Source organism: Streptoverticillium reticulum (assembly GCF_047456005.1).
Taxonomy (GTDB): Bacteria; Actinomycetota; Actinomycetes; order Streptomycetales; family Streptomycetaceae; genus Streptomyces; species Streptomyces reticulum.
This window is the reverse complement of the sequence record NZ_CP179755.1, coordinates 4999785-5012738: the sequence shown is the minus strand read 5'-3', so window position 1 is coordinate 5012738 and position 12954 is coordinate 4999785. Positions and strand designations below refer to the sequence as shown.

At 75.0% G+C, this 12954-nt stretch carries 11 protein-coding genes; 2 read left to right on the top strand and 9 right to left on the bottom strand.

Annotated features, from left to right (window positions below):
* Positions 1 to 37: 37 nt before the first annotated feature.
* Positions 38 to 1165 (bottom strand): hypothetical protein, encoded by a 1128-nt coding sequence (locus ACMATS_RS22905; protein ID WP_414168879.1) that lies wholly within the window; start codon positions 1163 to 1165, stop codon positions 38 to 40.
* A 60-nt stretch (positions 1166 to 1225) separates the two neighbouring features.
* Here ACMATS_RS22905 and ACMATS_RS22900 point away from each other — a divergent pair, with 60 nt between their 5' ends.
* The gene (locus ACMATS_RS22900) at positions 1226 to 1735 is read left to right on the top strand and encodes a nitroreductase/quinone reductase family protein (protein ID WP_414168878.1); all 510 of its coding nucleotides are present in this window, start codon (positions 1226 to 1228) and stop codon (positions 1733 to 1735) included.
* Here ACMATS_RS22900 and hutI read toward each other — a convergent pair.
* From hutI to ACMATS_RS22865, 7 genes are all read right to left on the bottom strand, one after another.
* Positions 1675 to 2853 carry an imidazolonepropionase gene (gene hutI / locus ACMATS_RS22895; RefSeq protein WP_414168877.1) on the bottom strand — a complete coding sequence of 393 codons (1179 nt, stop codon included), beginning with the start codon at positions 2851 to 2853 and terminating at the stop codon, positions 1675 to 1677. The genes ACMATS_RS22900 and hutI overlap by 61 nt on opposite strands.
* Before the next feature lie 41 nt (positions 2854 to 2894).
* Positions 2895 to 4244: a formimidoylglutamate deiminase gene (locus ACMATS_RS22890; protein WP_414168876.1), complete on the bottom strand. Its 1350-nt coding sequence runs from the start codon at positions 4242 to 4244 to the stop codon at positions 2895 to 2897.
* Positions 4235 to 5446, bottom strand: coding sequence for an allantoate amidohydrolase (locus ACMATS_RS22885; protein ID WP_414170770.1), 1212 nt, complete (start codon positions 5444 to 5446; stop codon positions 4235 to 4237). Before ACMATS_RS22885 ends, ACMATS_RS22890 begins: the two co-directional genes overlap by 10 nt.
* Positions 5447 to 5556: 110 nt before the next feature.
* On the bottom strand, positions 5557 to 7221 hold the full coding sequence (gene hutU / locus ACMATS_RS22880) for a urocanate hydratase (RefSeq protein WP_414168875.1): 1665 nt from the start codon (positions 7219 to 7221) through the stop codon (positions 5557 to 5559).
* A gap of 70 nt (positions 7222 to 7291) precedes the next feature.
* The gene (locus tag ACMATS_RS22875; RefSeq protein WP_414168874.1) at positions 7292 to 8722 is read right to left on the bottom strand and encodes an FAD-dependent oxidoreductase; all 1431 of its coding nucleotides are present in this window, start codon (positions 8720 to 8722) and stop codon (positions 7292 to 7294) included.
* Positions 8719 to 9195, bottom strand: coding sequence for a 2Fe-2S iron-sulfur cluster-binding protein (locus tag ACMATS_RS22870; protein WP_414168873.1), 477 nt, complete (start codon positions 9193 to 9195; stop codon positions 8719 to 8721). Before ACMATS_RS22870 ends, ACMATS_RS22875 begins: the two co-directional genes overlap by 4 nt.
* The gene (locus ACMATS_RS22865) at positions 9186 to 10442 is read right to left on the bottom strand and encodes an NAD(P)/FAD-dependent oxidoreductase (RefSeq protein WP_414168872.1); all 1257 of its coding nucleotides are present in this window, start codon (positions 10440 to 10442) and stop codon (positions 9186 to 9188) included. The genes ACMATS_RS22870 and ACMATS_RS22865 overlap by 10 nt, the downstream gene beginning before the upstream one ends.
* Positions 10443 to 10816: 374 nt before the next feature.
* On the opposite strand from ACMATS_RS22865, the gene ACMATS_RS22860 reads away from it, so the two are divergent.
* Positions 10817 to 12136, top strand: a complete 1320-nt coding sequence (locus ACMATS_RS22860; RefSeq protein WP_414168871.1) for a diaminopimelate decarboxylase — start codon at positions 10817 to 10819, stop codon at positions 12134 to 12136.
* On the opposite strand, the gene ACMATS_RS22855 is transcribed toward ACMATS_RS22860, so the two are convergent.
* The gene (locus ACMATS_RS22855; RefSeq protein WP_414168870.1) at positions 12120 to 12692 is read right to left on the bottom strand and encodes a hypothetical protein; all 573 of its coding nucleotides are present in this window, start codon (positions 12690 to 12692) and stop codon (positions 12120 to 12122) included. The two genes, ACMATS_RS22860 and ACMATS_RS22855, sit on opposite strands and share 17 nt — an antisense overlap.
* Positions 12693 to 12954 lie beyond the last annotated feature (262 nt).

The following is a 12954-nucleotide window of genomic DNA, read 5'->3' as shown; positions in this document are numbered from 1 at the left end:
GAGGCCAGAGGCCTCCCCGTTGACTGATCGAGGCCGGTCAGACATCGGTTTCCTTGTCGTCCGCCGCCCGCAGTGCCTGAAGGATCCGTTCGGCCAGCAGGCGCCGCCCCCTCGACTGGGCGAGGAATCCGCCCGGGTCCAGATGTGCGCGCAATACCGCCGCCAGCCGGTTGCGGTCCGGTTGTGCCAGGTGCGGAATCATCGACTCTGCAGCAACAAGTGCCTGGTGCTGCTCGAAGGCCGAGCGGGACCGTTCGACGGCGTCCAGGACCGCGTCCAGGTACGCGGCATCCGGAACGCCCTGCATGAGGGCGAGGGCGTAGACGCGCCCGCCATCGCCTCCCCGGTCGAAGAACTCCCTCACCTGCTCGGGCAGGAGGCCGGACTGCGGGGCCGAGGTGCGGGCGGCATCGACCAGCGCTTGCATCTGCGTGGTGCGATTCGTGCCCGACGGAAGCCGGCGGCGCAGGTCGTCGTAGCGCTGTGCCTCCCGCAAAGGCGCCTGGAGTTGCTCCAGAGCCAGCGCCCGCAGGGTGTCCGCCTCGTCGTGCTCTCCGCGGTCGGAGAGTCTCTGGGCCTCCACGAAACTGGTGAGGGCCTTGCTGTCCGCTTCGGAGAGCGCCGGAGCGAGGAGCAGCCGGGTGACGAGCCAGCCGCTGAGGAAGCCCAGTATGAGGAACTCCACCACCAGCGCTCCGGCGAAGACCGCACTGTCGGTCCGCGCGCCGAAGCTCGGGGCCAGGTCCTTGCAGAGTCGTTTGAACAAGCTGGCCAGCGTGCCGAGTTGTGTGAGACCGGCTCCGATGAGCAGTTTGGTCAGCCAGTCCGAGACCTGTTCCAGGTTGGTGTTGGCCGCGTAGGTGGGCCGGGGTTCCCCGGGCGGGTCGCCGTCCTCGCGCTGAGTCGCCAGCGCGCGGGGGACCCCGAACAGGAAGCCCAGCCCGGCTCCCACCACGGCCACCGCGCCGGTGACCAGTAGTCCGGCCCCCATCACCGCGACCGGCTCCCGGCACCGGGACGCGTACAGCACCAGGCTCAGCACGCCCGTCCCCGCCAGGGCGGTCGCCACCACCCCCACCCGGCGGCTGACACGCGCCGACCGTCCCTCGATCCGCCGCCGGTTGCGCACCGCCGGTAACGCGGGTCTGCTCCGGTTGTTCGTCATCCTGCCCCCAGCCGCTCGGGCTTGACCTTCACACTGATGTCAGAACCTAGCGTCGGGGCCATGTCGAGCAACACCACTCCCGCCAACAACAGCAACCCCTTCAACCTCCGCGTCATCGAGGACTTCCGGAGCAACGGAGGCCGCGTCGGCGGGCAGTTCGCAGGTGTGAAGCTGTTGCTGCTCACCACGCGCGGCGCGCGCAGCGGGCTGCCGCGGACGACGCCGCTGGTGCATCTGCCCGACGGCGAGCGGCTCGTCGTCTTCGCGTCCAACGGCGGCGCGTCCACCGCGCCCGCCTGGTTCCGCAATGCGATGGCCTCGCCCGACGACGTGACCGTCGAAGTGGGCGAGGAGCGCTACGCGGCGCGCGCCCGACTCGTCGACGAGGCCGGGCACGACGCGCTGTGGGCACGGCAGATAGCCGCCGATCCCGGCTTCGCCGCCTTCCGGGAACGGGCGTTGCAGGCGGGCCGGGTCATACCTCTGGTCGCCTTGGAGCGCCCTGAGCGTCACACCACCCGCACGCCCCGCTGCCAGACCGCCGAGACCAGCGGGACGCCCGGACGGTAGGCCAGATGGACGTGGGACGGGGCGTCCAGGAGCACCACGTCCGCCCGGGCGCCCGGTGCCACGCGGCCGATGTCCGTGCGGCGCAGCGCCGCCGCGCCGCCCGCCGTGGCGGACCACACCGCCTCGTCCGGCGTCATGCCCATGTCCCGCACCGCCAGCGCGATGCAGAACGGCACGGAACTGGTGAAGGACGAGCCGGGGTTGCAGTCCGTGGACAGGGCGACCGTCGCGCCCGCGTCGAGCAGGCGGCGTGCGTCGGGCCACTGCGCCCGCGTGGAGAACTCCGCGCCGGGGAGCAGCGTGGCCACGGTGTCGCCGCCCGCCAGCGCGTCGACGTCCGCGTCCGTCAGGTGCGTGCAGTGGTCGGCGGAGGCCGCGCCGAGCTCCACCGCCAGCTGGACGCCGGGGCCGTGGCCGAGCTGGTTGGCGTGGACGCGCGGGGTCAGGCCACGGGCCCGGCCGGCTTCCAGGATCGTCCGGGCCTGGTCACCGTCGAAGGCGCCCTTCTCGCAGAAGACGTCGACCCAACGGGCGTGCGGGGCACAGGCGTCGAGCATCTCGCCGGTGACGAGGGCGACGTAGGCCTCCGGGTCGTCGGCGAAGTCCGGGGAGACGATGTGGGCGCCGAGGTATGTCACCTCGTCCAGGTGGACGGCGGCGATGCGCAGCGCGCGGGCCTCGTCCTCCGTGGTCAGGCCGTAGCCGGACTTGGTCTCCAGGGTCGTGGTGCCCTGGCGCAGCGCCTCGCGGACGTGGCGCAGGAGGTTGGCCTCCAGCTCCTCGTCCGTGGCGGCGCGGGTGGCGGCGACGGTGGTGCGGATGCCGCCCGCGCTGTAACTCTGCCCCGACATCCGCGCGTTGAACTCCGCGGTGCGGTCGCCCGCGAAGACCAGGTGGGAGTGGGAGTCGACGAAGCCGGGGAGGGCGGCGCGGCCCGCCGCGTCGACGGCGTTGTCAGTGGCGGGTGCTTTCCTGGACTCACCGACCCAGGCGATGCGGTCGCCGTCGACGACGACCGCCGCGTCCTGGATGAGACCGAGCGGGCCTGCACCGAGGGAGGGGTCGTTGGTGACGAGACTGCTGATGTTCGTGATCGCCGTGGTCATGGCCGTGGTCATGGGCGGGCTCCGGTCCTTCGGCTTCGGGCGGTCGGGCTGCTTCAGGCGGTGGTCAGGTCCGCGATCGCGTCGGCCAGGGCGCGGGGGACGTCCGGGACGAGCTGATGGACCCCGTCGCGGACGACGTGCCGGCCGCCGACCACCGTATGCCGGATGTCCGCTCCGGTCCCGGCGAATACGGCCGTCTCGGCGCCGAGCCGGGGCAGCGGTCCCGCGGTGCGGACGGAGTCCAGTGCCAGCGTGGTGAAGTCGGCGAGCGCGCCCGCCTCCAGCCGGCCCGCCCCGGGCCAGCCGAGGGCGGCGTGGCCGTCGGCGGTGGCGGCCCGCAGCAGGGCGGCCGCCGTCCAGTGGCCGCGGGTGCGGGTGCGCAGGCGCTCGTTCAGCTCCATCGCGCGGGCCTCTTCGAGCAGGTCGATCACGGCGTGGCTGTCGCTGCCGAGGGAGAGGGGGGAGCCGGCGCGCTGCAGGGCGACGGCGGGGCCGATGCCGTCGGCCAGGTCGCGCTCGGTGGTCGGGCACATGCAGGTGCCGGTGCCGGAGCCGCCGAGGAGGGCGATGTCCTCGTCGGTGAGGTGTGTGGCGTGCACGGCGGTGGTGCGCGGGCCGAGGACGCCGTGGTCGGCGAGGAGCCGGGCCGGGGTGCAGCCGTGCGCCGCACGGCAGGCGTCGTTCTCGGCGGTCTGCTCGGAGAGGTGGACGTGCAGGGGGGCCTCGCGCTCCTCGGCCCAGGCGGCGACGGTCGCCAGTCCGTCCGCGGGCACGGCGCGCACGGAGTGCACGGCGGCACCGATCCGGACGTGGCCGCCGTCGGCGGGCTTGAAGGCGGAGAGCCGGTCGGCCCAGGCGTCCGCCGTGCCGTCGGAGAAGCGCAGTTGGTGGTGGTTCGGGGGCTCACCGAAGCCGGACGAGAGATAGGCGGTGTCGAGGAGGGTGATGCGGATACCGGCCGCGGCCGCGGCCTCGGTCAGAGCCTCGCCCATGGCGTTGGGGTCGCCGTAGGGCGTGCCGCCGGGGGCGTGGTGGACGTAGTGGAACTCGCCGACGCACGTGATGCCGGCCAGCGCCATCTCGGCGTAGACGGCGCGGGCGAGGGCGAAGTAGGAGTCGGGGGTGAGGTTCTGGGACGCGTGGTACATCACCTCGCGCCAGGTCCAGAAGGTGCCGGAGCCGACCTGGGTGCGGCCGCGGAGGGCGCGGTGGAAGGCGTGCGAGTGGGCGTTGGCCAGCCCCGGGAGGGTGAGCCCGCGCAGGGTCACCGCTCCCGGGGGCGGGGCGGGCACGTCGGTGCGGACGGCCGTGATGCGGCCGTCGGCCACGTCGACGACCACGCCCGACTCGACCACGGGGTCGGTCCAGGCGTGCTCGGCCCAGTAGGTCACGGTCACCGGCACGCGAGGCCCTCCAGTACGTCGGCGAGTGCGGTCACTCCGGCCGTGCAGTCGTCCTCGGTCGCCGACTCGGCGGGCGAGTGCGAGACCCCGGTGGGGTTGCGGACGAAGAGCATGGCGGTGGGGACGGTGCCGGACAAGATACCGGCGTCGTGGCCCGCGCCCGTGGGCAGGACCGGTGCGCCGCCGAGCATCTTGGCCAGCTCGTCGCGCAGGCCGTGGGCGAACTCGACGACGGGGGTGAAGGACTCCCGGGTGACCCGGACGTCCACGCCGTCGCGCTCGCCGCGCTCGACCGCGGCCTGTTCGACGGCGGCGACGACCTCGGCGAGGGTCTCCTCGTCGGCGGCTCGGGAGTCCAGCCAGCCGCGGACGAGCGAGGCGATGGCGTTGACGCCGTTCGGCTCGACGCTGACCTTGCCGAAGGTGGCCAGGGCGCCGGCGAGCCGGGCCTTCTTGCGGGCGGCGAGGACGGTGTTGGCGTAGGTCAGCATCGGGTCGCGGCGGTCCTCGATGCGGGTGGTGCCGGCGTGGTTGGCCTCGCCGTGGAAGTCGAAGCGCCAGCGGCCGTGCGGCCAGATCGCCGACGCTACGCCCACTGCGTGCGGGCCCGCGGCGGAGCCGCTGTCGGACAGGGCCGCGAGGGCCCGGCCTTGCTCGACGTGCAGCTCGACGAACGCGCCGATACGGGCGAGGCGTTCGGGGTCGGGGCCGATGGCCTCGGGGTCGTACCCGGCGCGTTCCATGGCCTGCGGGAGGGTGATCCCGTCGGCGTCGCGGAGCGCGTGGGCCGCCTCCACGGTGAGCTGTCCGGCGGTCAGCCGGGAGCCGACGCAGGCGAGGCCGAAGCGGGCGCCCTCCTCGTCGCCGAAGTTGACGACGGCGAGGGGGCGGTGCGGCTGCGCGCCGCGGGTGCGGAGCTCGTCGAGGGCGGCGAAGGACGACACGACGCCGAGGGGGCCGTCGAAGGCGCCGCCGTCGGGGACGGAATCGAGGTGCGAACCCGTGACGACGGCGTCGCCGGCGGCCGGGTCGCCCAGCCAGGCCCATTGGTTGCCGTTGCGGTCCACTTCATAGGTGAGACCGCGGGTCTCGGCCTGTTCGCGGAACCAGGTGCGGCAGTCGGCGTCGGCGCCTGTCCAGGCGTAGCGGCGGTAACCGCTGCTTTCGGGGTTCCGGCCAATGGGCAGCAGGTCGCGCCACATCTCGTGGAACGAGGGGGCGGCTGCGGGTGCGTTGTGGCCGGTCGCGCCCACGCGGCGGAGCCGCATATGTGACTGCCCCGCGCCCCTTTCGGGCCGCGGTTGCTCGGTGTTCACGCCTGCTCGCCCTCGCGCATCGGGATGCGGACGCCGCGGTCGGCCGCCACCGACTCCGCGATGTCGTAACCCGCGTCCACATGGCGGATCACGCCCATGCCCGGGTCGTTCGTCAGCACGCGGCGGATCTTCTCGCCGGCCAGCGGGGTGCCGTCCGCCACCGTGACCTGGCCCGCGTGGATCGAGCGGCCCATGCCGACGCCGCCGCCGTGGTGGAGGGAGACCCAGGAGGCGCCGGAGGCGACGTTCACCATCGCGTTGAGGAGCGGCCAGTCCGCGATCGCGTCCGAGCCGTCGAGCATGGCCTCGGTCTCGCGGTACGGGGAGGCCACCGAGCCGCAGTCGAGGTGGTCGCGGCCGATGACGACGGGCGCGGACAGTTCGCCGCTCGCCACCATGTCGTTGAACCGCTCGCCCGCGCGGTCGCGTTCGCCGTAGCCGAGCCAGCAGATGCGGGCCGGGAGGCCCTGGAAGTGGACGCGCTCGCCGGCCATCTTGATCCAGCGGGCCAGGGACTCGTTCTCGGGGAAGAGGTCGAGGATCGCGCGGTCGGTGGCCGCGATGTCCTTCGGGTCGCCGGACAGGGCCGCCCAGCGGAAGGGGCCCTTGCCCTCGCAGAACAGGGGCCGGATGTAGGCGGGGACGAAGCCGGGGAAGGCGAAGGCGCGCTCGTAGCCCGCCAACTGCGCCTCGCCGCGGATGGAGTTGCCGTAGTCGAAGACCTCGGCGCCCGCGTCCTGGAAGCCGACCATGGCCTCGACGTGCTTGGCCATGGACTCGCGGGCGCGGAGGGTGAAGTCGGCGGGCTTGTCGGCCGCGTAGGAGGCCATGTCGTCGAAGTCGACGCCGATCGGCAGGTAGGCCAGCGGGTCGTGGGCACTGGTCTGGTCCGTGACGATGTCGATGGGGGCGTTCATCGCCAGCAGCTGCGGGAGGAGTTCGGCCGCGTTGCCGAGGACGCCGATGGACAGCGGGCGGCGGGCGTCGCGCGCCTCGACGGCCAGGTGCAGGGCGTGGTCGAGGGAGTCGGCCTTGACGTCGAGGTAGCGGTGCTCGATGCGGCGCTCGATGGCGCGCGGGTCGCAGTCGATGCAGATCGCGACGCCGTCGTTCATGGTGACGGCCAGCGGCTGGGCGCCGCCCATGCCGCCGAGGCCGGCGGTCAGCGTGATCGTCCCGGCCAGGGTGCCGCCGAACCGCTTCGCCGCGACGGCGGCGATGGTCTCGTAGGTGCCCTGGAGGATGCCCTGGGTGCCGATGTAGATCCAGGAACCGGCCGTCATCTGGCCGTACATGGTGAGGCCGAGGGCCTCCAGGCGGCGGAACTCCTCCCAGTTGGCCCAGTCGCCGACGAGGTTGGAGTTGGCGATGAGGACGCGCGGGGCCCACTCGTGCGTCTGCATCACGCCGACCGGGCGGCCGGACTGCACGAGCATGGTCTCGTCCTGCTTCAGCGTCTGCAGGGTGCGGACCATCGCGTCGAACGAGCGCCAGTCGCGGGCCGCCTTGCCCGTGCCGCCGTAGACGACGAGCTTGTCGGGGTGCTCGGCGACCTCGGGGTCGAGGTTGTTCTGCAGCATCCGCAGGGCGGCTTCCTGCTGCCACCCCCGGGCGCTCAGCTCGGTGCCTCGCGGTGCTCGCACGGGTCGCGGTCCTGACATGGGGCCCTGCCTCCCAGCCTCGATGGGCGTTCTGAATAGAACACTGCACATCTTGGGCCGGTGAATAGCACTAGTCAACAGGTGGGGGTTCCGGTTCGTCGCCCGCCGGGCCGGAAGCACCGGCGAGGTCGGCGAGCCGGACGGGGTGGGCCAGGGGGCGGCGGTCCACGGCGAGCGGGTCGGCGGGCGGGTGTCCGAGCAGGCCGGCCGCCAGGTCGGCGGCGTTGCGCCCGCACACCCGGCCCTGGCACGCCCCGAGGCCGGCCCGGCAGGTGAGCTTCACGGCCCGCATCCCGTCCGCGCCCCTCCCCAGGACGGCCTCGCACAGCTGCCCGTACGTGACCTCCTCGCAGCGGCAGACGCAGGTGTCCTCGCTCAGCCAGGTCGACCAGCCGTCGCGCAGCGGGTGGGCGGAGGCGAGCGCGGCGGCGAAGCGGCGGCCGGAGCGGACGCGCGCGGCGGCGGCCGCGGCGCGCACGGGGCCGGAGCCGCCGGTGACGTCCGACGCGGCGGCCAGGCCCGCCAGTTCGCCCTCGGCCGCGGCGGCGGCCGCTCCCCCGATGCCGGTGAGCTCCCCGGCCGCGTACACGCCGGGCACGGAGGTGGCCTGCCGGGCGTCGACGACGACGTGGCCGTCCTGCACGGCGCAGCCCGCGGCGAGGGGGAGTTCCAGCTGCGGGGTGAAGCCGTAGCCGACGCACACGGCGTCCACGGGCGCGACGATGCGCTCGCTGCCGGGGACGATGCGCCAGTGCGCGTCCAGGCGGGCGACGGTGACCGCCTCGACGCGGCCGTCGCCGTGTGCCGCGACGACTGCGCGGCGGGTGCGGTACGGGACGCGGTGCCGGGTCAATTCGACCGTGTATGCGGCGAGTTCGGCCATCCTGACCGGGCCGCCGTCGAACAGCGCCACGAGCGGGCGGCGCAGCCAGCGGGCCGGGGTTCCGGCCTCGTACACGCCCAGCACCCGGGCCCCGGCCCCGAGCAGCGAGGTCGCGACCGGCAGCAGGAACGGGCCCGTCCCGGAGAGCACCACGCGTCGGCCGACGGCCAGCCGCTGCCCCTTGGCCAGCGCCTGGCCGGCCCCGGCCGTGACGACGCCGGGCAGGTCCCAGCCGGGAAAGGGCAGCGCGCGGTCGTAGGCGCCGGTGCACAGCACCAGCGCGTCGGCCAGGAGCGTACGGACCGGCAGCCCGGCGGCGTCGGCGGGGCCCTGCTGGAGGTGCACGAGATGGCTGCCGGTGTGCGGCCCCGGTTCGAGCGCGCAGACGGCGGCGCGGGCCAGGTGCTCGATGCGCGGTTGCGCGATGACGGCGCGCTCCAGCGGGTGCGCGCGGCGCGAACCGGCGCCCACCGCGGGCTGCCGGTGGTACTGCCCACCGATGCGCTCCCCACTGTCGACGAGCACCACCCGGGCGCCCCCGCGAGCGGCACTCAACGCGGCCCGCACCCCGGCGGGCCCGGCCCCCACCACGACGACGCGCGGCGGTAAGCCGCTCACGCACCGCTCCCGGTGCCGGCGGTCCCACGCGGTGGTTCGTCGGGCGGAGGCGCAGCGGGCGCCTCCACCACCGGCGAGGGCGCGACGGGCCCACCGACCGGCACGTCGGCAGCCGGCGCCGGCTCCCGGCCCGGCTGCGGAACGGCGCCCGGCACGTCCACGGCCGGTGCCCCGGTGCGCGGCGCAGCCGCAGGGGGCGGCCCGCCCAGCGCTTCCCCGCCCGCCGCAGGCGAGGCGGTCTCGATCCGGTCTCCCTCGCGGACTTCGCGTCTGCAAGCCCGTACGCCCGCAAGGCCGTTGACGGTGACGAGGCAGTCGTAGCAGACGCCGATGCCGCAGAACACGCCGCGCGGGCGGCCCCCGTGGCGGGTCTCCCGCCAGGACACGCGGCCCGTCGACAGCAGCACGGCCGCCACGGTCTGGCCGGGGCGGGCCGGGTGCGGGGCGCCGTCCACGTGAACGGTCAGGGGCATGGGTTCTCCTTCGTGAAGCCCGTGAGGCCCGTGAAGCCCAGGCCCGGGCGGGCCACCCGGAACGGCCGGGGGTCGGTGAGCGGGGGCTCGCCGGTGTGCAGCTGGGCGAGGAGTTCGCCGGTCGCCGCGGCGAGGCCGACGCCCGCGCCCTCGTGGCCGGTCGCGTGCCAGAGGCCCGGCAGGCGCGGGTCCTCACCGATGACGGGCAGGTGGTCGGGGGTGTACGGGCGGAAGCCGCCGTACGCGCGCACCACCGGGACGTCCGCGAGCAGCGGGAACAGCCGCACCGCACCGCGCGCCAGGGCGCTCAGCACCTCCAGGCGCAGCGTCTCGTCGAAGCCGCAGCGCTGCCGGCTGGATCCGATCAGCACCGTCCCGGCCGGGGTCGCCTCGATCACGGCCGCCGTGCGCAGCCCGGCGTCCCCGCTGCCGACCGCGCCCGCGTACCCCGCGTCGTACACCTTGTGCCGCACGGTGCCCGGCGGCAGCGGGCCGGTGACCAGGACCGTGCCGCGCCGGGGCAGCACGGGCAGCGGCGCACCGGCCGCCTCGGCGAAGCGGCCGGCCCACGGGCCGCACGCGTTGACGACCGCGTTGCACGGCACCCGCCCGTCGGAGGTGCGCAGGGCCGTGAGCCTGCCGCCCGCCCCGGTCTCGACGCCGAGCGCCCTCACTCCCGTGCGGACCCCGCCGCCCCGGGCCCGTACGGCGGCGAGCAGCGCGGTCGCGGCGAGCACGGGGTGCAGCTGGGCGTCCTGCGGATAGTGCACGGCGGCCCGGACGTCCGGGGTGAGGTGCGGCTCGTACGCGGCCGCCTCGCCGGGCGCGAGGTCGTGCGCCTCGACGCCCGCGGCGCGCTGGGCGGAGACGGCGTCGCCGAGCGCGGCGGCGGCGTCCTCGCCGGTGGCGACGACGAGCCCGCCCTTGGGCTCGTACTCGCACGCGGCGCGCCCGGGCCCGAGCTCCTCGCGCAGCGCGGCCAGGAGTGCGGGCCAGCGGCGCAAGGAGGCCTGGGCGAGGGCGAGTTCGGGGCCGGGGGGCTTGTCGGAGACGAGCAGGTTGCCCTCGCCGCGGGCGGTGGTCTCCCCGACGGCCGACCCCCGGTCGACGACGAGCACGCCCACCCCGCGCCGCCCGAGCGCCTCGGCACAGGCCGCACCGACGATGCCGGCGCCGATGACCACGACGTCGGCGCCTTCGCGCTCGCGCTGAGCGTCTGAACGAACGTCCTGCCGTAGAACGCGCACGCATCGCACCGCCGTTCCCTGTGGACCGCCGCGAAGCTAGCCGCCTCGCGGCGGGCGGGTCAACACCGCGGGGGCGGTGCGCCCCGTAAGGGGCGCGGGGAACTGCGCGAGCAACCACGACGCGCCCGCAGTCGACGTACCCGGGGCTGCGCCCCGGCCCCCTGGGGTGGTGCGTCAACCGCGGGCCGGTGGGGGCTGGTCGCGCAGTTCCCCGCGCCCCTTCGGGGCGCCTCCGGTCGCGCCCACGCGGCGGAGCCGCTGGGGGTACCTCCTGGGGGCACCCCCAGCGGTAGCTGGGGGAGGTAGCTGGGGGAGTGACAGCCCCGCGCCCCTACGGGGCGCACCCCGCACCGCTCCGTGGCACAGTCGGCGGCATGAGAACCGTCGAAGACCGACGGCGCCGTGCCGTCGAGGACGCCGTGCGGCAGGGGATCGTCGGTCCGAAGCAGCCCGTTGCCGGGTTCCTCGACGTGGACGCGATCCGGGACGCCGCCCGGACACTGCGCGAGGCGTTCCGTGCCCCCCGCATCCTGCACACCTTCGCCGTCAAGGCAGCCCCGCTCGTCCCCGTCCTCCGCCTACTCGCCGACGAGGGCCTCGGCTGCGAGGTCGCCAGCCCCGGCGAACTCGCCCTCGCCCGGGCCGCGGGGGCTTCGCCCGCCCGCACGGTGCTCGACTCCCCCGCGAAGACGGGCGCCGAGCTGCGCGAGGCCCTCGCGCTCGGCATCGCGGTCAACGCCGACAGCCGCGAGGAGCTCGCGCGGCTGGACGCGCTCGTGCAGTCGGCCCCCACCTCCTCCACCCTCGGCCTGCGGGTCAACCCGCAGGTCGGCGGCGGCAGCATCGGCGCGCTGAGCACGGCCACCGCCACGTCCAAGTTCGGCGTCGCACTGCGCGACGAAGGGGCGCGCGCATGGCTGCTCCGCGCCTGCGCGGAGCGCCCCTGGCTCACGCGGCTGCACGCCCACGTCGGCTCGCAGGGGTGCCCTCCCGAGCTGATGGCCGAGGGCGTGCGGGCCGTGTACGAGCTGGCCGAGGAGGTCAACGCGGCCGCCGGGCGGCAGCAGATCGCGACGCTCGACATCGGCGGCGGACTGCCCGTCAACTTCTCCTCCGACGAGGTCACCCCCACCTTCCACGACTACGCCCGGCTGCTGGCCGGCACCGTCCCCGGCCTGTTCGACGGGCGCTACGGCCTGGTGACGGAGTTCGGCCGGGCGCTGCTCGCCAAGAGCGGCATGGTGCTGGCCCGCGTCGAGTACGCCAAGTCGGCGGGCGGCCGCCGGATCGCGGTGACGCACGCGGGGGCGCAGTTGGCCGTGCGGACGGTGTTCGCACCGGAGTCGTGGCCGCTGCGGGTGGCCGCGTACGACGCGCAGGGGCTGCCGAAGACGGGCGGGGCGGTGGCCCAGGACGTGGCAGGGCCGTGCTGCTTCGCCGGCGACCTGGTCGCCGTGGACCGGCCGCTGCCGCTGCTGGAGGCGGGCGACCACGTCGCGCTGCTGGACACCGGCGCGTACTACTTCGCACACCACTACGCGTACAACACGCTCCCCCGGCCGGGGGTTTACGGCTACACGGCCGCAGAAGGAGAGACCGCTCGGTTCGTCACCGTCCGCTCGCCGCAGACACTCGCCGAACTGGTTGCCGAGGGGGGCGCTGCGCACGCGGCGGGTCTCACCGCCCTGCGGTGATCCTCGCGCCACCGGGGGCGGCGTCGCCCGCGGCGAGCCCGGTGGTCAGGTAGCCGGTCACGCGCGGGGCGGCGGGGCTCGCGTGGGCCCACTCGGTGCGCACCCACAGCAGCGCCTCGTCACGGCGCTCCAGGGTGCCCAGCCACCGGGCCTTCGCCCACAGCCCGGCACCGGCCCCGGCCAGGCCGAGGCCGACGGCGCACGGCAGCGCGAAGGAGGAGCCCACGGCGGCGAGGAAGCCCAGGGCGAGCCACCAGCGGTGGGCGCGGCGCCAGTTCCGCGCGGTGACGGCGCGGTCCTGGAGGAAGACGGCCCGCCTGGCCCGGGACGCGCCGCGCGCGAGCTCCGCGTAGCGCTTGCGGCGCACGGCGAAGGCGCCGGCTGCCGCGATCAGGAACAGTGCGGCACCGGCGAGGGCGCCGATGCGGAGGCCGGTGAACCCCGGCACGAAGGCGCCGATGCCGGCGCCGAGCAGCCCGGACCACCAGAGCCAGGCGGCGGGCGCCCGGACGATCACCGCTACCCGTGCCAGTGCGTACTTGCTGCCGCCGCTCACGTTCGGACCTCCTCGTTCCGGATCGGGATTCCGGTGCGGAAGGGTAGTAGGGGTTTCTGAGAGCGGGCTGAGTGGCGGGGCCCGTAAGGGGCGCGGGGAACTGCGCGACCGGCCACGACGCACCCGCAGACGACGTACTTCCCGGGGCGGTGCCTCGACTGCAGGCCGTCGGTGGCTGTTCGCGCCCACGCGGCGGAGCCGCAAATCGGTACAGCCCCGCGCCCCTTACGGGGCGCCTGGCTAGCCCACTCGGAGTCATACC